This window comes from Cloacibacterium sp. (genome assembly GCF_047601505.1).
Taxonomy (GTDB): domain Bacteria; phylum Bacteroidota; class Bacteroidia; order Flavobacteriales; family Weeksellaceae; genus Cloacibacterium.
Window position 1 is genome coordinate 1,327,878 of sequence record NZ_JASGJD010000001.1, and the last position, 21,746, is coordinate 1,349,623.

Annotated in this window: 23 protein-coding genes; 7 read left to right on the forward strand and 16 right to left on the reverse strand. The window is 32.7% G+C overall.

What is annotated here, in order from left to right:
- Positions 1-3 precede the first annotated feature (3 nt).
- Positions 4-891 carry an exopolyphosphatase gene (locus tag QM746_RS06250; RefSeq protein WP_414983435.1) on the forward strand — a complete coding sequence of 296 codons (888 nt, stop codon included), beginning with the start codon at positions 4-6 and terminating at the stop codon, positions 889-891.
- 2 nt (positions 892-893) lie between these two features.
- A complete protein-coding gene (locus QM746_RS06255; RefSeq protein ID WP_414983436.1) occupies positions 894-1,622 on the forward strand; it encodes a hypothetical protein in 729 nt (242 codons plus the stop codon).
- Positions 1,623-1,694: 72 nt separating this feature from the next.
- Here the strand turns inward: QM746_RS06255 and QM746_RS06260 are convergent, their stop codons facing one another.
- The 3 genes from QM746_RS06260 to QM746_RS06270 all read right to left on the reverse strand — a co-directional run bounded on the left by QM746_RS06260 (position 1,695) and on the right by QM746_RS06270 (position 3,977).
- A complete protein-coding gene (locus tag QM746_RS06260; RefSeq protein WP_374360790.1) occupies positions 1,695-1,946 on the reverse strand; it encodes a NifU family protein in 252 nt (83 codons plus the stop codon).
- Between the two features lie 70 nt (positions 1,947-2,016).
- On the reverse strand, positions 2,017-3,120 hold the full coding sequence (locus QM746_RS06265; RefSeq protein ID WP_374360793.1) for an Mrp/NBP35 family ATP-binding protein: 1,104 nt from the start codon (positions 3,118-3,120) through the stop codon (positions 2,017-2,019).
- Positions 3,121-3,272: 152 nt separating this feature from the next.
- Positions 3,273-3,977: a GH25 family lysozyme gene (locus tag QM746_RS06270; protein WP_414983437.1), complete on the reverse strand. Its 705-nt coding sequence runs from the start codon at positions 3,975-3,977 to the stop codon at positions 3,273-3,275.
- Between the two features lie 216 nt (positions 3,978-4,193).
- Here QM746_RS06270 and QM746_RS06275 point away from each other — a divergent pair, with 216 nt between their 5' ends.
- Genes QM746_RS06275 through deoC form a run of 5 tightly spaced genes read left to right on the forward strand, consistent with a single transcriptional unit; the run spans position 4,194 to position 8,381 of the window.
- Positions 4,194-5,459 carry an NAD(P)/FAD-dependent oxidoreductase gene (locus QM746_RS06275; protein WP_414983438.1) on the forward strand — a complete coding sequence of 422 codons (1,266 nt, stop codon included), beginning with the start codon at positions 4,194-4,196 and terminating at the stop codon, positions 5,457-5,459.
- Positions 5,456-6,133, forward strand: coding sequence for a tRNA (guanosine(37)-N1)-methyltransferase TrmD (gene trmD / locus QM746_RS06280; protein WP_414983439.1), 678 nt, complete (start codon positions 5,456-5,458; stop codon positions 6,131-6,133). Before QM746_RS06275 ends, trmD begins: the two co-directional genes overlap by 4 nt.
- 51 nt (positions 6,134-6,184) lie before the next feature.
- Positions 6,185-7,150: an endonuclease gene (locus QM746_RS06285; protein ID WP_414983440.1), complete on the forward strand. Its 966-nt coding sequence runs from the start codon at positions 6,185-6,187 to the stop codon at positions 7,148-7,150.
- 12 nt (positions 7,151-7,162) lie between these two features.
- On the forward strand, positions 7,163-7,633 hold the full coding sequence (locus QM746_RS06290; protein WP_374360803.1) for an Lrp/AsnC family transcriptional regulator: 471 nt from the start codon (positions 7,163-7,165) through the stop codon (positions 7,631-7,633).
- A gap of 4 nt (positions 7,634-7,637) precedes the next feature.
- Positions 7,638-8,381, forward strand: a complete 744-nt coding sequence (gene deoC, locus QM746_RS06295) for a deoxyribose-phosphate aldolase (protein WP_414983441.1) — start codon at positions 7,638-7,640, stop codon at positions 8,379-8,381.
- A gap of 51 nt (positions 8,382-8,432) precedes the next feature.
- Here the strand turns inward: deoC and QM746_RS06300 are convergent, their stop codons facing one another.
- The 13 genes from QM746_RS06300 to nuoE all read right to left on the reverse strand — a co-directional run bounded on the left by QM746_RS06300 (position 8,433) and on the right by nuoE (position 21,683).
- On the reverse strand, positions 8,433-9,530 hold the full coding sequence (locus tag QM746_RS06300) for an MBL fold metallo-hydrolase (RefSeq protein ID WP_414983442.1): 1,098 nt from the start codon (positions 9,528-9,530) through the stop codon (positions 8,433-8,435).
- A gap of 111 nt (positions 9,531-9,641) precedes the next feature.
- Positions 9,642-10,124 (reverse strand): hypothetical protein, encoded by a 483-nt coding sequence (locus QM746_RS06305; protein WP_414983443.1) that lies wholly within the window; start codon positions 10,122-10,124, stop codon positions 9,642-9,644.
- Positions 10,125-10,560: 436 nt separating this feature from the next.
- A complete protein-coding gene (locus tag QM746_RS06310) occupies positions 10,561-11,949 on the reverse strand; it encodes an NADH-quinone oxidoreductase subunit N (protein ID WP_414983444.1) in 1,389 nt (462 codons plus the stop codon).
- Between the two features lie 15 nt (positions 11,950-11,964).
- A complete protein-coding gene (locus QM746_RS06315) occupies positions 11,965-13,449 on the reverse strand; it encodes a complex I subunit 4 family protein (protein ID WP_414983445.1) in 1,485 nt (494 codons plus the stop codon).
- A gap of 3 nt (positions 13,450-13,452) precedes the next feature.
- Positions 13,453-15,345 carry an NADH-quinone oxidoreductase subunit L gene (gene nuoL, locus QM746_RS06320; RefSeq protein WP_414983446.1) on the reverse strand — a complete coding sequence of 631 codons (1,893 nt, stop codon included), beginning with the start codon at positions 15,343-15,345 and terminating at the stop codon, positions 13,453-13,455.
- Between the two features lie 5 nt (positions 15,346-15,350).
- Positions 15,351-15,680 (reverse strand): NADH-quinone oxidoreductase subunit NuoK, encoded by a 330-nt coding sequence (gene nuoK / locus QM746_RS06325; protein WP_414983447.1) that lies wholly within the window; start codon positions 15,678-15,680, stop codon positions 15,351-15,353.
- A 3-nt stretch (positions 15,681-15,683) separates the two neighbouring features.
- Positions 15,684-16,178, reverse strand: coding sequence for an NADH-quinone oxidoreductase subunit J (locus QM746_RS06330; protein ID WP_414983448.1), 495 nt, complete (start codon positions 16,176-16,178; stop codon positions 15,684-15,686).
- Positions 16,178-16,726, reverse strand: a complete 549-nt coding sequence (locus QM746_RS06335) for a NuoI/complex I 23 kDa subunit family protein (protein ID WP_374360820.1) — start codon at positions 16,724-16,726, stop codon at positions 16,178-16,180. The genes QM746_RS06330 and QM746_RS06335 overlap by 1 nt, the downstream gene beginning before the upstream one ends.
- A 57-nt stretch (positions 16,727-16,783) precedes the next feature.
- Positions 16,784-17,845 (reverse strand): NADH-quinone oxidoreductase subunit NuoH, encoded by a 1,062-nt coding sequence (nuoH, locus tag QM746_RS06340; protein WP_374360822.1) that lies wholly within the window; start codon positions 17,843-17,845, stop codon positions 16,784-16,786.
- Between the two features lie 29 nt (positions 17,846-17,874).
- Entirely contained in the window at positions 17,875-18,912 is a 1,038-nt protein-coding gene (locus QM746_RS06345; protein ID WP_414983449.1) for a 2Fe-2S iron-sulfur cluster-binding protein, read from the reverse strand.
- A 46-nt stretch (positions 18,913-18,958) separates the two neighbouring features.
- The gene (locus QM746_RS06350; protein WP_414983450.1) at positions 18,959-19,804 is read right to left on the reverse strand and encodes a hypothetical protein; all 846 of its coding nucleotides are present in this window, start codon (positions 19,802-19,804) and stop codon (positions 18,959-18,961) included.
- Position 19,805: 1 nt separating this feature from the next.
- Complete coding sequence (gene nuoF, locus QM746_RS06355; protein ID WP_374360828.1) at positions 19,806-21,161, reverse strand: NADH-quinone oxidoreductase subunit NuoF; 1,356 nt, start codon at positions 21,159-21,161, stop codon at positions 19,806-19,808.
- A gap of 12 nt (positions 21,162-21,173) precedes the next feature.
- Positions 21,174-21,683: an NADH-quinone oxidoreductase subunit NuoE gene (gene nuoE, locus QM746_RS06360; protein ID WP_374360834.1), complete on the reverse strand. Its 510-nt coding sequence runs from the start codon at positions 21,681-21,683 to the stop codon at positions 21,174-21,176.
- Between the last annotated feature and the right edge of the window lie 63 nt (positions 21,684-21,746).

A 21,746-nucleotide genomic window follows, 5' to 3' on the forward strand; every position in this document is an offset into this window, starting at 1 on the left:
AACATGAAAATAGCAGCAATAGATATAGGAAGTAATGCGGCAAGATTGCTTATTAATGAAGTAAAAGAACCTAAAAAAGGTAAACCAGAATTTATAAAACTCAATCTCCTGAGGATTCCTTTCAGGTTGGGTTTTGATGTTTTTGCTTACGGAGAAATTGGTGCAGAAAGAAAAAAAATGGTAATTAATTCTATGAAAGTTTTCGCTCAGTTGATGGAAATTTATGGCGTAGAACATTACCGTGCTTGTGCTACCAGTGCAATGCGTGATGCTAAAAATGGTAAAGAAATTATAGATTTAGTAAAACAAGAATCTGGCATTCAAATAGAAATTATTTCCGGCGACGAAGAAGCGACTTTAATATACGAAAATCACGTTGCAGAAGGACTCGATAAGAATTTTGGATATCTTTATATAGACGTTGGCGGTGGTTCTACAGAACTTACTTACTACGAAAATGGTAAAATGAAGTACGAACATTCTTTCAATATAGGAACCATTAGATTAATTAATAATTTGGTAACCAAAGAAAATTGGGAAGAATTGAAAACCGAAATAAAAACCAAAATCGTGAGCAAAAAACCAATGGTAGCAATTGGTTCTGGTGGAAATATCAATAAAATTTTCTCTCTAAGTAAAACGAAAGACGGCAAATCATTGTCTCTTAATATGTTGAAGACTTTTTACAAAGATTTGAAAGATCTTACTGTGGAAGAACGAATGGCAAAATACAGATTGAGAGAAGATAGAGCAGATGTTTTGGTACCTGCGTTGGAAATTTTCAATAAAGTACTAAGCTGGACCGAAATTTCGCAGATTTTTGTGCCAAAAATTTCTGTAGCAGATGGTTTAATACATAGTATTTATGATAATTTAAAAAAAAACAAATAAATATGAAACAATTTTTATTATTCTCTGCATTCATCGTAATCTTTTCTTGTGAAAAAAAAGAACAAGTTTTTGAAAAACCAGTAAATCAAGAAGAGGAAAAAGTCTCTGACCTAAATATTCAAACAATCAATTCTTTTGAAATAGATAGCACTGGAATTTTGGCTTTTCCTTTATCCATTGAGGAAACTATTGAAAGTAGTAGAATAGAAAGTTCTTTTAAATCTGACAAGGGAAGTTCTTATTGGAATATTATCTTCTACAATAGCAATACAGGCGAAAAATATTTGCTGAGTAAGCAAAAAATGCTTATTTCTAATTATGAAACTGGCTATAGTAATTATGATTCGTCAAACAAGAAATTCACTCAAATAGATACTTCTAGTAAGAAATATATTTTCTATAATATTATTACTGATGATTATGATGGAAATAAAAAATTAAATTATGAGGATCCTACTTATCTGTTTTTTACAGACAAAGAAGGCAAAAATTTAAAACAAATTTCTCCTAAAAATTTGAACGTAGTAAATTGGAAAATTGTTCCTAAGACTAGAAAAATTTTATTTAATGTTCAAAAAGACTCTAACGGAAATAAAAGATTTGATGAGAAAGACGATATAATTTCTATGGAGTATAGTTTAGATACTCAAAAAGCACCAGTAGTTATTTTTGATGAAAATTATAAGAATTTTTTATTGGAAAATTTTAAGAAAAATTGGAATTCGAAATAGAATTAAATAATAAATATCAAAAAAACGGACATTTGTCCGTTTTTTAAATTTTATATTTTGAAAAATTACAAATTATTCTACACTCACCACTTCTTTAATGCTTGGCGCAAATTGTTTAATTGTATTTTCTACGCCTAATTTCATGGTAGAAAAACTCATTGGGCAACCTTGGCAGTTCCCTTGAAGTTTTACCATTACTTTATTATCTACCACATCTACCAATTCTATATCTCCACCATCATTGTTTAGAAACGGACGAATACTTTCCAAAGCTTCCATTACTTTGGTTACTACTTCTTCGTGTGTCGGTTTTTCTTTATTCATAATTTTTGTGCTTTCGGCTTTTCGCAATCAGTTTTAGCTAATTGTTTAAAGATTTTTAACTTAAATTTATTTATTTTTTTGGAGAACAACCAGCCATTGTGGTTATTTTAACAGCTTCAGTTGGTGGCAAACTTGTGTTTCTTTCTACTAAACTTTCTACCATTTTTTTTGCAGTTTCGTTATAGATTTCTGCAATTTTAGAACCGTCTTGCAAAGCAGCAGGTCTTCCCACATCACCAGCTTCTCTTATGCTTTGGATAATAGGAATTTCTCCCAAAACAGGAATTCCTAAATCTTCTGCCATAAATTGAGCGCCTTGTTTTCCAAAAATATAATATTTGTTTTCTGGCAATTCTTCTGGTGTGAAATACGCCATATTTTCTATTAAACCAAGTACCGGAATATTAATGCTATCCATTGTAAACATAGCAATTCCTTTTTTTACATCTGCCAAAGCAACATGTTGAGGAGTACTCACAATTACAGCTCCAGTTACCGGAACTTCTTGGATGATAGATAAATGAATATCACCTGTTCCCGGAGGAAGATCTATCAATAAGAAATCTAAATTTCCCCAAGCGGCATCTCTTAGCATTTGGCTTAAAGCTTTACTTGCCATTGGGCCACGCCAAACAACAGCTTGATTAGCACCAGAAAAATATCCAATCGAAAGCATTTTAACGCCATAATTTTCGATAGGTTTCATTAGGTTTTTTCCGTCAACTTCTACAGAAATTGGTTTTTCAGATTCTGTATCAAACATGGTTGGTACAGATGGTCCGTAAATATCTGCATCTAAAACGCCAACAGAAAATCCCATTTTTTGTAATGTTACTGCTAAATTAGCGGTTACTGTAGATTTTCCTACACCACCTTTACCAGAGGCAATAGCAATAATATTTTGAATTCCTGGAATTTGTTTTCCTTTAATTTGAGTCTGCTGAACTTCTGTAGGTTCAGGAGAAGCTATTTTTAATTTTAAGGTAATGTGCTCTCCAAATTCTGAAGCAAAAGCTTGTTTCATAGCTACTTCTAGCTTCTTTTTTTCGTGCATTGCAGGCGAATGAGCCATCATATCGATATAAACTTCGTCTCCTACAATTTGAAGATTTTTTACTAAATCATCTACTTCTATTTCTTTCAGAAAATCCTGAACTTTTACTTTCGTCAACATATTGATAATATCAAATTTTAAATTACAAATTTAGTGAAATTTATTGATTTGGAATCAATAAAAATAAGTATTGCCATTATTGATAGAATTAATGCAAGTGACAATAAGTTTAGAAAATAATTTGATTTTAATTGCTTGAAAATTAAAGAAAATTAGTCTAATGTAAGGCTTTTGAAACTCCAGAGATTTCCGTTGTATATGTTGAGGTCAACCTTAGTGTTAATTCCTTTTACAATGCCATTTTCTGTAAATTGCCACATTTTCCAATCGTCTTCCGGCGAAGGTATCATTACATCGTTATAGTTGGCTAACCAAAGCGGATAATCGTTTATTTCACCTTTTAGATAATCTTTGTAATAATGGTAATAAGTATAGATTATTGGTTTTTTACCATATTTTTCTTCCACAATTTTGAGCCAAACTTTTAAATCTTCTATAAATTTTTCGTGAGATTTCCTTCTCGGTACTCTTTCTATATCTAAAACGGGACGAAGGTCTCCATTTTCTAATTTTACACTTTTCAGATAATTATTGGCTTGCATTACAGGGTCTTCGTCTGCTCTGTAAAAGTGATAAGCGCCTCTAATGAGTTTGTTTTCTTTCGCTTTTTCCCAGAATTCGTCAAAATGTTTATCTTTCTTTTTTTTGCCCATTGTAGCTCTCATTACTACAAATTCCAGATTAATTCCGTCATTTGCAATAGTAAGACTGTCCCATTTTATATCTTCTTTTTTTTGATAGTGAGAAATGTCGAAACCAAAGGTTTTATCGTTGTATTCGGTGATGATTTTCTCAATTCTTGCCGCTTCTGTTTTTGAGTTTTTCAGGTTTTGTTCTGTATGTTTATGAAAGTGCATTGCATAGTAAAATGCAATTTTGTTTTTTAGGTAAAATCCTGTAAATATTAAAGATATGCCTAATGTTAATAGTAAAATCCATCTTCGAAGATTGTATTTTTTTCTTCGCGTTTGGTGTATTTTGCGTCTTTTTGTGGGTTTGTAATTTGTTTTAGGCATAACTTTTGCAAAAGTAAACTATTTCGAAAATAAATTCAGTATTTTTGCCAAAGTCGTATGGAAATTCGTGATAAAATAATCGTAATTGGAGGCGGTTTTGCAGGTTTGCAATTCGCCAGACAGCTTAATGGAAAAATTGATAAAAAAGTGATGGTGATAGATAAAACGAATCACCACATGTTTCAGCCATTATTTTATCAAGTTGCTTGCGGAAGGATAGAACCTTCTAATATTTCTTTCCCTTTTAGAAAAATTTTTCAACGTTCTAAAAATATTCAGTTTAGAATGACAGAAGTAAAAAAAATTTTGCCTTTGGAAAATAAAATTATTACTGATGATGCAACTTTTCATTATGACAAACTCGTAATTGCCACAGGTTGTAAAACCAATTTTTTTGGAAATCAAAAAATGGAAAATTTAGCTTACGGGATGAAAAATACTCAAGAAGCTATTTCTATTAGAAATCATATTTTATTAACTTTTGAGAAATTAATTATCGAAAGAAAATCTAGTGATGATGGCAATTGGAGCATTGTAATCGTAGGTTCTGGTCCTACAGGTGTTGAGTTGGCGGGTGCTTTTGCAGAAATGAAAAGAGAAATTTTGCCGAGAGATTATCCAAGAATGAATTTTAATGATTTGGACATTATTTTGGTAAGTTCTACAGAGAAACCTTTGTCTGTGATGAGTGATGAAGCGCAAGCAGAATCTGAAAAATATCTGAAAGATTTAGGTGTGAAATTTATCTCAAACGATAGAGTAGTAGATTACGATGGCGACAAAGTTTATCTGAAAAGTGGTGAAATTATCGCTAGTAATAATGTAATTTGGGCAGCTGGTGTTACGGGAAATATAATATCTGGACTTGCAGAAGATTCTCTCAAAAACAACAGATATATTGTAGATAGATACAATAAAGTGCAAGGTTTTGATAATATTTATGCCATTGGAGATATTGCCTATATGGAAACTCCGAAATATCCAAATGGGCATCCTCAAGTAGCAAATGTTGCCATCAATCAAGGAAAAAATTTAGCTAAAAATTTCCTTAAGAAAATACAAAAAGATTGGTCTCCATACGAATATACAGATTTGGGAAGTATGGCAACTATTGGCAAGCACAGAGCTGTGGTAGATTTGCCAAAATTCAAATTTCAAGGTTTTTTCGCTTGGTATTTTTGGATGTTTCTACATCTAATGCTTATCTTGAGCGTGAGAAATAAGTTGGCAATTTTCTTTAATTGGATGTGGAGTTATTTTAATAAAGATTCTTCGCTCAGATTAATTATAATTCCAAATAAAAAAAATAAAACAGAACAATGAGAATAGATATAATAAGTGCAGTGCCAGATTTGATGGAAAGTCCGTTTAAGACTTCTATTTTAAAAAGAGCAATGGAAAAAGGATTGGCAGAAGTACATTTTCATAATGTTCGAGATTTTGCATTGAACAAACACCGTCAGATAGACGATACCGTTTATGGCGGAGGCGCAGGTATGGTAATGATGTGCGAGCCTTTAGATTTGTGTATTTCTCAGTTAAAATCTGAGCGAGAATATGACGATATTATCTATTTAACGCCAGACGGAGAAACATTTAATCAGAAAATAGCAAATACTTATTCTCTAAAGAAAAATCTGCTTTTTTTGTGCGGACATTATAAAGGTATAGACCAGAGAATTAGAGATTTGCATATCACTAGAGAAATTTCTATTGGAGATTTCGTCTTAACAGGCGGAGAATTGGCAGCTTGTGTATTGGCAGATGCCATCATAAGATTGTTGCCAGGTGTTTTGAACGACGAACAAAGTGCTTTGACGGATAGTTTTCAAGATAATTTGTTGTCTCCACCAATTTATACAAAACCAGAAGTTTATAAAGGATTGAAAGTGCCAGAAGTTCTTTTAAGTGGTAATTTTGGAAAAATTGAAGAATGGCGCCACGAAAAAGCCGTAGAGATTACCACCTTGAAACGTCCAGATTTATTAGAAGATTAATATTAATAAATTTTCGTTAAATTTGAAAAATTGTTATTTTTGATAAAGGAAATGGCAGAAAATGTAAACAAAGAGCTGGTGCTTTTTTATAATGTAGAAAATTTATTTTCGCCAGGCCCGAAACCCAACCATAAGCTAGACCCTACTGCATCGGGGTTTAGAAACTGGGACGAAAGAAAATATAAAAATAAGTTGCATAAAATTGCAAATGTTTTTAGATTAGTAGAAGAAAAAGAAGGCATTTTGCCAATGATTATTGGTTTAGCAGAAATCAATAATGAAGAAAATTTAAAAGATTTAGTAGAATTAGAACCATTCAATAATAATTATGGGATTGTTCATTATGATTCGTTAGACGAGAGAGGTGTAGATACCGCTCTTTTATATGACAAAAGAAAAATAAGTGTTTTAGATTCTGAAGCCATTTCTTTTGTTTTTGAAAAACACCATGAAAATTCTGACAATCTAGACACCACAAGAGATGTTTTGTATTGCAGATTAAACTACTACAACAAGGAAATTATTAATGTTTTTGTGCTGCATTTGCCTTCAAAAAGAGAAAAGGACATTAATAAACCTAAAAGAGCGTTTATACTAGATTCTATAAGAGAAAGAATAGTAAAAACAATTGAAAAAAATAGAGAATCGGTAATTGTTTGCGGAGATTTTAATGAAAATCCTGATGAAGAAAACGTAATGAAATTGCTCGATAATGATGAGAAGAATAAGATTCTGAAAAACCAATTTTTAGAGTTGTTCCAGAGTAAAAAGTATTCTACATTTCATTACAAAGACGGTTTACTTTTTGATCAGATTATATTGTCTAATCATTTTTTTGAGCCAAATTTCGGAATTCATTTTAAGCAAGCAGAAGTCTTTAATTCGGAGAAAATAAGCAGTTGGGATAAAAAATTTAAAGGAAGACCTTTTCGTACTTTCGCTGGTTCGCGTTATTTGGGAGGTTATAGTGACCATTATCCTGTATATGTGATTTTAGAGCAGAAAAAAGATAACTAATACAATAAAAAAATGAAAAGCGTAACTGAAATCGGCTACAAATTAGATGCTGTAGATAAAAAAATTATTTACATGCTTATGGATAATGCCAAAACTTCTTTGGCACAAATTTCCAAGAATATTGGCATCTCTACTACTGCCGTACATCAAAGAATTAAAAAATTAGAATCCGCAGGCGTTATAGAAAACTCTGTTTCTTTTCTTAATCCTAGGAAAATTGGCTATAAAGTAGTTTCTTATATTGGTGTTTATATGGACCAACCTAGTCATTTTCAAGATTTAATAAGGTCTTTGAACGAGATAAACGAAATAGTAGAAGCACATTATACTACAGGAAATTGGACTGTTTTTCTTAAAGTACTTTGTGTAGATAATGACCATCTAATGCAAATTCTTAATAAAATTCAAAAGCTAAAAGGCGTTACAAGAACAGAAACTTTCATATCTTTGGAGCAAAGTATTAATAGACAATTAAAAGTGTAACGTTATGAAAATCAATACTTATTTAGATTCTACATATCTAAAAACGCCAGCGCAATCTGGGCTCTCAGAAGAGGAAACTTTAGAAACTGTTTTTAATTTAGCTAAAGAAGCTATAGAAAATGACATTTTCGCAGTAATGATTAGACCAGATTATGTGAAGCAAATGAGAGTTTTCCTTTCTGAAAAAAATTCTAATGTTGTAATAGGAACTGTTATTGGTTTCCACGAAGGAACTTATTCAATTGAGCATAAATTGGCTGAAGCTACCAAAGCTATTGAAGATGGAGTAGATGAATTAGATTTTGTAATCAACTATGAAGCATACAAAAATGGCGAATTAGAATTGGTGAAAAAAGAATTTGTAGAATGCACTAAATTGTGTTTAGACAATGGTAAAATTGCCAAATGGATTATAGAAATTGCAGCGCTTACCGACGAGCAAATTGCAGATATTACTAAGAAAATTTCTACTTGGGCTGAAGAAAACTTTAAAACAGAAGATTTAGTGAAAATATTTGTAAAATCTTCTACAGGTTTCTTTAAAACTGAAGGTGGAAAACCAAACGGAGCAACAGTAGAAGGAATTAAAATAATGCTTGCTAATGCAGGTAAACTTCCTGTAAAAGCTGCTGGTGGCGTTAGAACTCCTGAAGAAGCAGAAAATATGATTGAAATGGGAGTGAAAAGAATTGGAACTTCGTCTGCTTTAGCATTAATTAAAAACGAAGAAGTTTCTGGAGGTTATTAATCTTTAGAAATCTAAATTAAAAGGCTGTCCCAAAAAGGGCAGCCTTTGTTGTTATTTATATTCTTTCCACCATTTTGGATAGACTTTCTCATTGTCTTGCCAATAGACTTTTTCGCCTATTTTTGGTGTAATTACTCGTAATTTTTCTTTGTTGAGTTCGTGTAGTTTCTCCATTGGTTCATACCAAGAATGAAGTGCCAATTTGAATTTAGAATTGTGTACCGCAATCATTCGGTCTGCATTAATATCTTTCATGGCTTGTAATTGTTCACCAGGAAGCATGTGAATATATTTCCATGCAGGATTGTATTGTCCAGTTTCCAGAATTGCCAAATCTATTTTTCCGTATTTTTCTCCAATTTTTTTGAAATGATTATCGTAGCCAGAATCTCCGCCAATATAAATTTTATTTTTGGGCGTTTCTAAAACAAAATTTGCCCAAATTGCTTGGTCTCTTTTAAAACCTCTTCCCGTGAAATGTCTGGCTGGTTCTGCATTGATTTTGAAGCCATTTCCTAAATCTGAATTTTCAAACCAATCTAATTCTATAATTTTTGAAGGTTCGTAGCCCCAATATTCTAAATTTTCGCCAGTTCCTAATCCTGTAATCACTTGTTTTACTTTCGGGAGAAGTTTGGTTACGGTTTCGTAATCTAAATGATCCCAATGGTCGTGTGTGATGATTAAATAATCTAATTCTGGAATGTCTTCCGTAGTATAAATATCTGTTCCTTCAAAGGCTTTGTTGGTGAATTTGAGTGGTGAAACGCTTCCGCTGAAAACGGGGTCAACTAAAATTTTTTTTCCATCTATTTGAAGAAAATAGGAAGAATGCCCCATCCAAACATAGAAATTTTCTGTAAAATTTAGATTTTTTAAATCGGTTTTAGTAAAGTTGAATTTCTTTTTGGGTGTTGCATTTTCTACTTTTGAGAAAAAGAAATTATAGAGAACTTGAGGCATAGAAGTTCCTTCTGCCAATTGTGGAGTAGGACTTAGATTTTGGAATTTTCCATCTTTGTAATGTGGAGACTTTAAGATTCTTTCTAATCTTTTTCCAGAAGGTTGTTTCCCGAATTGTTTGCCTTGCATAAAAAAATATGTGCTTATTGCTAATGCAGCAATAATTATAACGATTGTAAATATCATTTTCTTTAATAATTTCATTGTTCTTTTAAGACGAATGAAATGTGAAATTACTTTAAAATTTTTTGTTTTCTGGCGCGAGCGAAGCGAGCGTCGATTGTTTTCAAAGTTTGGTTAGTTTTCCCTTGGTTTATTTTTTAAGAAGGGAGGCTTTTTGTAACGGATAGTTATGTAATAGTTAAAGATGTTAACAAAAGTCACAATTGCAATGCTTAATATCCAAAGCCAATAGCCTATATCTCGCTTTACAATTAAAAACTTACCATTATCTCCTTCATAATGTATTGATTGAAAAATATAGCTTAATGACAGAAAAAGTGAAATTGTAGATAAAATTGTAACTAATTGCTCTTTTTGATTTTTAGAAATTAAAGTAATGAGTACTGATATTAAATAAAAAATATTTGCACTCCAAACAATAGTTTCTAAAATTCCACCGGCAAATATTGATATCCAACCGAAACTTAAACACATCCAAGATGAAGTATTGTAGATAATTCCCTTATCATCACTATATAATAGCGCATTGTTTAATAAGGATATTATAAAAATTATTAAACTTAAATATGTTATTTTTTTTATTGTTAAGTTTTTCATCTTTTCAATGCTTTAATCAGATGATCAATTATATCTCGACACATAGTTTGCATTAAGTTTTATAATTTTTTGTAAAATTATTAAAAAATAAAACTAAAATCTATATTTTTAGTTTTTCTGGCGCGAGCGAAGCGAGCGTCGATTGTTTTCAAAGTTTAGAAACCTCACAAAAATTCCCCTGTCATTGCGAGGAACTAAGCAATCTAGGGTGACGAACTTTTTGTAGAAAATTTTGAAGTGAAAAGAAAAACTTTCGGTGAAATTTAGCCACGATGGTAATGGAAATCCTTTTTTTGAGGTATTGAGCGAAGTCGAAATCACCTAAAAAAAGATTGCAATGGACAGCATGCCTAATCGTGAAAGTATTTCTAATATTCTGCTACAAAAAAGCGCAACTCATTTCTGAATTGCGCTTTGTATATTTTTTTATAATTTATTATAAACCAAACTGTAGTTTAAAGATATCTGGTGCAACGCCCAACGCTATTAATGCTATAATAATAAAAATAGCAACAATATTGTAGGTAATGCTTACTTTTTCAGAGGTTTTGAATGTACTTTCGGTATGGAAAAACATTGAAATTATAAGTTTTAAATAATAAGCAATACTTAGTGCAGAACCAATTACTGCAATTACAACTAAAAGTGGACCAACGTGAGGTGCATTCATTGCTTGAGAGAAAATACTAAATTTCCCAACAAAACCTGCAGTTAAAGGAATTCCTGCCATTGATAATAAAGAAACGGCAGTTGCTACAGCAGCCAAAGGTTCTGTTTTTGCCAATCCTTTAAAAGCTTCGAATGACGTCTCTCTTTTTATTTTTTCTACATAAATAAGCGTCATAAATACGCCAATTGTAGCAAGTGAATAAGCAAATAAATAGAATGCTAAATTATAAAGTGAAAGGCTGTTTGCTCCAAAGAAAATTAAGGCTAAATATCCTGCATGAGAAACAGAAGAGTAGGCTAACATTCTTTTTGCGTTAGATTGTGCCAATCCCATTGCGTTAGAAAGTAATAGAGTAATAATTACGAAAACTCCTATAATGTTTAACCATTCGCTTATGCTTCCAACAAATGCTAAATTCATTAATTTAAAGAAAGCAAAGAATCCTGCAATTTTTACTACAGATGCCATAAATGCTGTGATGATTGATGGCGAACCTTGGTAAACATCTGGACTCCACATGTGGAAAGGGGCTAATGAAACTTTAAATGCCATAGCACAAAGCATGAGCATAATTCCTAGAACGAACATTGTATTTTTAGCGTTCACGATACTATAAGCACTAATTTCTGCAATGTCAAAAGTACCTGTACTACCGTAAACCAATGCTGTACCGAAAAGTAAGAATCCTGTAGCAAAAGCTCCCATCAAGAAATATTTAATTGAAGCTTCGTTAGAACGCAAGTCTGTCTTATTGCTTCCAGCCATTACGTATAATGGGATGGAAAGAACTTCGATACCTAAGAATAGCGAAACTAAATTTGGAAAACTGAAAAGAATGATAGCCCCTGTTAATGAAAATAACATTAGTGCATATAATTCTGATTGATGGCTTCTGTGATTGTTAAATGCAAAACCTCCCAAAAAGAAAATTAGAAGCGTTACAACTAAAGAGATTTTTGTGAAAAGTGCTGCATTTTCGTCAAAATCAAACATAGATTTGTATTGATTAAAGAATGAACACTCTGGTAAAAAGCTTACATATAATGCAACCAATAAACCGAAAATCCCAATATATCTAGCAAATTTTCCTTGATTATAAACTCCGGAGAATAATGCTAAAACCGCAGTAATGAATAAAACTATTAAAACACTCATTTCTTAAATATCATTTTAACCCTTAATAGAAGAGTAGATAAACTTCAACGAACTATTCACCATTTCTATGATGCAACTAGGATAAACTCCCAACACAATTACAAATACAGCTAATGTAGCTAATACTGTAAATTCTACTGCGCTAATGTCTTTTAATGTAGCTAAGACTTTATCGTCTCCCGCTCCAAACATTGCTTTACCGTATAGTCTTAATAAGTAAACAGCACAAAGGATTACGGTAAGTCCTGCAAAAACAGCCACTACTTTATCATAATCAAAAATAGATTTTAATAAGATAAATTCACCAATAAAACCATTAGTTAAAGGAACTGCCATAGAACCTAGAAGAATAATCATAAACAAAGTAGCAAATTTTGGAGCTACTTTAGCATATCCTCCCATTTCTCTAATATCTCTTGTTTTGAATCTTTTGATAAGAATATCAGCACAATAAAATAATCCTACGATATTAATACCATGAGCAAAAGTTTGTACCAAAGCTCCTTGTGCTCCTTCTATACTAAATCCGCCTTTTGCTGTGATAATTGCAGAAGCAAAAATACCTGCTACCATTAAGCCAACGTGCGAAAGAGAAGAGTAAGCAATAATTCTTTTGATGTCTGTATTTACAATTGCGATTAGTGCTCCATATACAACTCCAATTATAGACAATATCATTACTACTTCGCCAGATGTTCCTAATAAAGCTTCTGGAGCAATTGGTAATAAATATCTTAAAACTCCATAGATTGCCATTTTTAGCATAATCCCAGAAAGTAACATTGTACCTTGCGTAGGAGAATAAGTATAAGTATCTGCCTGCCAATTGTGCAATGGGAAAATTGGTAATTTTACTGCAAATGCTAAGAAAATTAACCAAAATACAAAAAATTGTTGTGTGCCATTTAGACTAGCATTGTATAAATCTGTAAGTTCAAAAGATGCGGCATGGATGTAAACATAAATTAAACCAATAAACATAAATAAAGAACCTACGAAAGTATAAACAAAGAACTTGGTAGTTGTTTTAATTCTTTTTTCGTTATCTCCCCAAAGACCAGCAATAAACCAGATTGGGATAAGAGTAATTTCCCAGAATGCGTAGAATAGTAAACCATCTAACGCTGTGAAAACACCTACTAAACCAAATTGCATTAATAAAATTAAAGCATAAAAATTATTGCTATATCCTTTATTTTCGTTAAATGAAGAAAGAATAATGAGCGGAACCAAAATATTGGTAAGTAATAACAAAAGCATACTCATTCCGTCAACGCCGAAATGGATGGTGCTTTTTATAAAAGTGGACCATGGTTGGTTAATCTCAAATTGTAGAGAAGAATCTACCGTTGGTGTACTATTAAACTGAGATAGCATGTAGAATGTTAAAAACATCTGCACGAAAGCAATTCCTACTGCTAAATATTTGCTGTTAGAGTTTCTAAAGGCAAAAACTAATCCTGAACCTATTAAAGGTAAAAGTAACAGTGCTTCTAACATTTGCTATTGTAATATAAAGTTAACAATTAATATTAATCCTATTGCCAAAGACATAATAAGAACATAATTTTCTACGTTTCCGTTTTGGAATTTTTTGAAAGCTTTTCCAGAATCTACAGCGCCAATCCCAACAAAATTGAAGAATTTGTCAAGAATTTTATCAAACATGCTGGTTCCTTTTCCTAGCCCTTCTACTGGTTTTACAATGGTAGCATCGTAAAATTCGTCAATAAATAATTTTTTAGCAGAAAGCCTTTCCAAACCTTTGTACTCTTCTTCTGGTAGAGCCATTTTCTTTTTGGTAACATAAATGTTTCTTACCACAAAGAAGATTACGGCAACCATCACAATTGTTAATGCTAGAAGAATCATTTCAGTCCCGAATTCTATTTCTGGATGAGCAATTCCTGGCACATAAATTTGATGTAACCAATGAGATAATTTTTGAGAATTACCTTCTCCTATGAAATGAGGAAGATTAAAGAAACCTCCAACTACAGAAAGTACTGCTAAAACAACTAAAGGAAGTGTCATAGAAATTGGACTTTCGTGTAAGTGATGTTTTTGTTCTTCTGTTCCTCTAAAAGTTCCGAAGAATGTTAAGAACAATAATCTGAACATATAAATACCGGTAAGAGCAGCACTAAAAAGTGTAATAGCCCATACAATTGGAGATTTAGCCCAAAGAGCTGTTAATATTTCGTCTTTAGAAACCATACCAGACAAAGGTGGGATACCTGCAATTGCCAAAGTTCCTATCAAGAATGTCCAATAAGTTACGGGGATTTTAGATTTTAAACCTCCCATAAATCTCATGTCTTGCTCTCCGCTCATTGCGTGGATTACAGAACCTGCTCCTAAGAATAACAATGCTTTGAAGAAAGCGTGTGTCATTAAGTGGAACATTGCAGAAGTATAAGCTTCGGCTCCTAATGCAATAAACATGAAACCTAATTGTGATACGGTAGAATAAGCTAGAACTTTTTTAATGTCGTTTTGTCTTAAACCAATAAATGCTGCAACTAATGAAGTAGCTAAACCAATATATAGAATAAAATCTAATGTACTTGGAGCTAAATGATATAAGAAATTAGAACGAACTACTAAATAAATACCTGCTGTAACCATGGTAGCAGCGTGAATTAACGCCGAAACCGGTGTTGGACCAGCCATCGCATCTGGAAGCCATGTAAATAAAGGTATCTGTGCAGATTTTCCCATTGCTCCGATAAACAAACTTAAAGTGATGAACATAATTACTACACCATCAATTTCAAATTTTGAAGCATTTTGTGCTACAGATAGATAATCTACAGCGTTGGTTTGGTTTGCAATTAAGAAAATACCAAGCAATAAACCAAGGTCTCCAATTCTGTTCATAATGAAAGCTTTTCTTGCAGCTTTTCCGTATTCTTGATTCTGATACCAGAAACCAATTAATAAATATGAACAAAGACCTACACCTTCCCAACCTATAAATAGAATTAGATAATTACTTCCCATTACCAAAAGTAACATAGAGAAGATAAATAAATTCAAATAAGTGAAGAATTTATAAAAACCTTTATCGTGGCTCATATAACCAATAGAGTAGAGGTGGATAAGAGAACCAATACCTGTGATAATCATCATCATCATTAATGATAATTGATCTACCTGAAATCCAAAATTAACCTGAACTCCTGCTACTGTAAACCATTCAAAAGCTTTTACGATAATAGGTGCACTGTGGTCTGTGAAACCTAAAAATATATTTAAAGAAATAAGAAAAGCTGCAAATACTACTAGTGTAGCTAATGCGCCTACAAATATTTTAGGCAAAAACTTTCCGAATAATCCGTTAATTACAAATCCAAATAAAGGAAGTAAAATAATTGCATATACTAAATTTTCCATCGGCATTATCCTTTTAATTTGTTAAAAATACTTACATCCACATTCTTGGTATTTCTATACATCATGGTGATGATGGCAAGTCCTACGGCAACTTCTGCTGCGGCTACTACCATAATAAAGAAAACCAATATCTGTCCGTTTCCGTCGCCTTTGTACGCCGAGAAAGCAGCCAAAAGAAGATTTACAGAATTAAGCATTAATTCTACACATCCTAAAATAATGATGGCATTTTTTCTTAATAATACCCCTAGAACACCTAAAGAGAACAAAATTGTACTCAGAATAACGAAATATTCTAAAGGAACGCTTTGTATAAATGTATTAGTAGAATCCATAATTTATAAATCTTTTTTACCAATTAAAACAGCACCTACAATACCTGCCAAAATAAGAATTGAAGCAAGTTCGAAAGGTAATACATACTCATTGAACAACAATTTTCCTAAGTTTTTGGTTAACCCAACACTTACATCTATATCTTTTGTTGCTACACCCGTTTTCAAACCTTTATAAGCACCTAGCATACCTACAAATAAAATCCCAGCAGCTACAATACCTACAAGTTTATTAATATTGTGTTTCTTACTTTCGTCTTCTTTATTAAGGTTAAGCATCATCAATACATATAAGAACAATACCATAATAGCTCCGGCATATACGATGATTTGTATAATACCTAGAAACTGAGCATTAAGAAGGATATATAATGCTGCTATAGTAAAGAAAGTTACAATAAGTGATAAAATTGCATAAAGTGGATTTTTTGCAAACACGAAATATGATGCACTGCCTAATGCTAATGCAGAAAACAAATAAAATAGTATCTGATCCATTATTTAACTGCTTTTTTTTGTTTTTCAGACTGTCTGTCTGTAATATCTATTCTGTGGTCAACGTCTTCCACCAATTTATCTTTTCCATACACGAAAGAACCTCTGTTGGTTTCTACATCTACCAATCTATCTGTAAGATAAATAGCAGATTTAGGACAAGCTTCTTCGCACATACCGCAGAAAATACATCTTAGCATATTGATTTCATAAATCTCAGCATATTTTTCTTCTCTGTAGAGGTTTTTCTCGTCTTTTTTTCTTTCAGCAGCTTTCATAGTGATGGCTTCGGCAGGACAAGCTACGGCACATAATCCGCATGCTGTACATCTTTCTCTACCTTCTTCGTCACGTTTTAAAACGTGTTGCCCTCTCCATACTTTAGCTCTTGGCTTTTGTACTTCAGGATAAGAAAAAACTTTTCCTTTAGGACCTTCTATAGCGTGTTTTAAGGTAATCCCCATTCCTTGAATGATACCCGGAAGATAAAGCTTTTCTTTTAAGCTCATCTTTTTGTTAGAGACTACTTTAGACCTGTTTGTTAGTTTCATTGAATATATTTTATTTAAGCAATAGCTTTTGAGCTTTTTGCTATTTTATATGTTCTATTATGCATTAAAAATCAATATAACTCCTGCAGTTACCAATAGGTTTACTAATGCTAGCGGAATTAAAGTTTTCCAACCAAGATGCATTAATGTGTCATATCTAAATCTTGGGATTGTCCATCTAATCCACATAAAAATTACGATACCAATAATTACTTTAGTTAAAAATGCCAAAATGCTTATTGCACCAGCCCAATTTTCTCCCCAGTTTTCGAAAACCCAGTTGATACCAGGATAATTGAAACCTCCAAAGAATAATGTAGTGATAAGTGCATTAGAAATAAACATATTTACATATTCACCAAACATATATTGTCCGAAATTCATAGATGAATATTCTGTCATATAACCATTTACCAATTCGGCTTCACATTCTGGAAGGTCAAAAGGGTGACGGTTGGTTTCTGCCAACGCAGCTACTAAAAATATGATGAAAGCAATTGGTTGGTAGAAAATATTCCAGTTCATACCGTCAATGCTTAATAATCCCCAAATTTTACCACTTCCTTGTTGCTCGGTAATGGCTCTTAAATCTAAACTATTAGACATCATAATGATAGAAAGAAGGCAAAGTCCCATTGCTAATTCGTAAGAAATCATCTGAGACGAAGCTCTTATCGCTCCTATTAAAGAATATTTGTTGTTAGAAGCCCAGCCTCCAATCATTACACCATATACTCCAATAGAAACCATTCCCATTAAATAAAGAACACCGATGTCTAAATTGGCAACTTGAATATCAAAAGAAGTTCCGCCAATATCAAGTGTTTTACCCCAAGGAATTACAGCTCCTGTAACCAAAGAAATAAACATGGTGATAGCAGGGCCTAAGTAAAATAAAAATTTTTGAGCACTATCAGGAACAAATCCTTCTTTGAAAAATAGTTTTCCTCCGTCTGCTAATGGTTGCAAAATACCTAGTGGGCCAGCTCTGTTTGGGCCAATTCTGTCTTGAAGCAAAGCTGCAATTTTTCTTTCTCCCCAAGTAGAATATGCCGCAACTCCTAATGATACCGCGAAAAGAGCAACAACTAATATGATTTTAAATGTTAATAAATCCATTTTTTAAATTTTTCAGAATATTGAATGATTTAAAGCGTCTTTTTTTCTTCATCTATTTCTCTTTCGATAACAGCTTCATCTTTCAAAGCTATTTCTTTAGCAGAAGGATTTTCGTTAAGAATATGGTAATATTCTGGTTTTTCGTAGTGATTTAGAGAAATTACAGAATGTCTGCTGATGTGTCTTGGTCCTTCAATGTTCCAATCTTTTACCTCTTTTTTCTCGAATCTACATTCGTTACAGATAAATTCTTCTACTTCACCATATTGGTCTTTTCTGGCAGTAACTCTAATAATTTCTTCACCTTTCATCCAAAGAACTGCTTTACCACTACATTTTTCGCATTTACAAGTTGCATCTACAGGTTTTGTAAACCATACTCTGCTTGCGAATCTAGAAGTTCTGTCTGTAAGTGCACCTACCGGACAAACATCTATTACGTTACCAATAAAATCGTTATCTAAAGCTTTATTAAGAAAAGTAGAAATTTCTGCTTTTTCGCCTCTGAAAAGAATTCCGTGTTCACGTTTATCAGTTAATTGATTGGCAACCAGTACACATCTTGCACAAAGAATACATCTGTTCATATTCAATTTGATGTTTGGTCCCAAATCATCAGCTTCGTATGTATTTCTTTCAAACTCGGTTCTTGTAAGTTGGTTACCATGTTCATAACCTAAATCTTGAAGATGACATTCTCCTGCTTGGTCACAAATTGGACAATCTAAAGGGTGATTTAATAAAAGGAATTCAGTTACCGCTTTTCTCGCTTCCTGAGTTCTTTCTGAAGTAAGATTTTTTACTTCCATTCCATCCATTACCGTAGTTCTACAACTTGCTACTAATTTTGGCATTGGTCTTGGGTCTGCTTCAGAACCTTTAGAAACCTCTACCAAGCAAGTTCTACATCTACCACCACTGTTTTCTAATTTGCTATAATAACACATTGCTGGCGGAACAGATTTTCCACCAATTTGGCGGGCAGCATTTAAGATAGTAGTTCCAGGAGCTACTTCGGTAGTTTGTCCGTCAATGGTTATTTTAAATTTTTTAATTTCTTCGCTCATCTTAAATTTTTATGAGTTGAATTTATATATCTAAAGGAATTAATTCCTACTTCTTTTTAATGTTAAAAACATAACCAATCCCAAAGTTAATTTGCCCAAAAACAAAATCGTGAGATGCTTTATCTGGTTTGTTATTAAGAGTTGTTTTTACATCTGGCATATTAATATAGCCAAATTTACCTTCTACTCTTGCCATTAATCTTTTCCAAAGAACAAAATTGATATTGGTTCTTACATCTGCTCCGAAACCAGCTACATGAAATCTGTCGCTTCTTTCGTTACCAAAAATTTTCACATTACTTTTAGGAAACATTAATCCTAAACCACCACCATAAGACCAAAGTATTTCTAAATTTTCTTTAGCATAGAGATTTTTGTATTTTTCGACACCTAAATTGATGTAATTTAAACCATCAGTATGTTCGAAAGTTAAAAATTTCTCGTCTGTAAGATTTACTTGTCCGTTTTGAACCATTGCTGCATAAGTAGGGTCTGAAATATGACCAGTAAAATCTACTGTTTGGTCTTGATCCATCACATATTTCATGTGGTCTTGTGCAATAACTATAGCCAAATTATCTTTAATAAAATAACCAAGTCTGAAATTGAATTGCGGTTTTGAAACTTCTCCTGGATTAATGTAATCCCAACTTAAATCAGATGGTCTGTCGTGTGCTACTACATTGTGAAGAACGAAATCGTATCCGTTTCCTTTGAAATGAATATCAGATTTCGAAAACATAGCTCTGTTCCATCCCCAAAAAACAAACATAGTTCCTTTTTCTCCTAAAGATTTTTTAGAACTTGTTTCGATATTTCCATCATTTGAATTTTGTGCGAAAACAAAATTCCCAACAAAAAATATTAAAAATATTTTTAAAAACTTCTTCATTTTATTGTTTTTCAATTACAGGTAGTGGATCTGCATAATTGGCTAGTCCGTAGTTTTGAGTTTGGCTTAATTCAGGATTGTTAATATGCCATTCAAATTCATCACGGAAGTGGCGAATAGCTGCTGCTACAGGCCAAGCTGCTGCGTCTCCAAGTGGACAAATGGTATTTCCTTCAATTTTTCTTTGGATATCCCAAAGTAAATCAATGTCTTCCATTGTACCTTTACCGGATTCTATTTTTTTCAAAATTTTATACATCCATCCTGTTCCTTCTCTACAAGGTGTACATTGTCCGCAACTTTCGTGGTTGTAGAAATGAGCCAACGTCATGGTATGTTTTACTACACATTGGTCTTCGTCTAAAACGATGAAACCACCAGAACCCATCATAGTTCCTGTAGCGAAACCTCCATCAGATAGAGATTCGTAGTTCATATATCTTGGTTCGCCAGTTGCTGTTTTCAATAATAAATTTGCAGGAACAATTGGTACAGAAGAACCACCAGGGATACAAGCTTTTAGTTTTTTACCATTTGGAATACCACCGCAATATTCTTCAGAATAAATAAATTCTTCTACAGTGATGGTCATATCTATTTCGTAAACACCTGGTTTGTTGATGTTACCACAAGCTGAAATTAATTTTGTACCTGTAGAACGACCAACTCCAATTTTAGAATATTCAGCACCAGTAATATCAATAATTGGAACTACAGCTGCTATTGTTTCTACATTGTTTACTACTGTTGGACATTGGTAAAGACCTTTCACTGCTGGGAAAGGTGGTTTTAGTCTTGGGTTTCCACGTTTTCCTTCTAGAGATTCTATCAAAGCAGTTTCTTCGCCACAGATGTAAGCTCCGGCTCCTCTTTGAACGTAAATTTCTAAATCGAAACCGCTTCCTAAGATGTTTTTACCAAGAAAACCTGCTTTTTTAGCTTCGTCAATTGCTTGTTCTAAAATATCTGGAATCCAAGCGTATTCTCCTCTAATATAAATGTAAGAAGTGTTAGAACCTAATGCATAAGAAGCAATAATCATCCCTTCTATTAATAAATGAGGAATAAATTCCATCAAATATCTGTCTTTGAAAGTTCCTGGTTCAGATTCGTCTGCATTTACAACCAAATATCTTGGTACACCTTCTGGTTTTGCTAGGAAGCTCCATTTCATACCGGTAGGGAAACCAGCACCACCACGACCTCTAAGACCAGAAGTTTTTACTTCTTCTACAATTTGGTCTGGAGTCATTTTCAATGCTTTTTCTACAGATTGGTAGCCGCCGTGTTGTCTATAAGTATCAAAATATCTGATACCTTCTATGTGAGCGTTTTTAAGTAAAAGTTTTTTACTCATAACAGTTATTTATTAATCAATAGCAATGCTTCCTTGTCTGCAAAGTTCAAGGATTTCATCTACTTTTTCTTTAGTTAAATTTTCATGATAGAATTTCCCAAGTTGCATCATTGGAGCATATCCACAAGCTCCAAGGCATTCTGCTGGTTTTAAAGTGAATAAACCATCTGCTGTAGTTTCTCCTGCTTTGATGCCTAGTTTTTCTTTGATATAATTTACAATATCATCACTTCCTCTTAGCATACATGGGCCAGTGACACAAACTTCTAAAACATATTTACCTACTGGTTTCATATTAAACATGGTGTAGAAAGTAGCTACTTCGTACACTTCTATAGGTAGAATGTCTAAAACGCTTGCAACATAATCCATCACGGGAACGTCTAACCAACCTCCAAATTCTTTTTGTGCAACGTGTAGCACAGGAATTAGAGCAGATTTTTGTTTCCCTTCTGGATATCTTGCAATAATTTGTTTTACTTTTTCTAAAGTTTCTGGTTTAAAAGCAATTGTTTCGCTCATTTTTTTATTTTGTAAAATGTACAATGTACAAAGTACAACGTACAGTTATTAAAATCTTTTTAC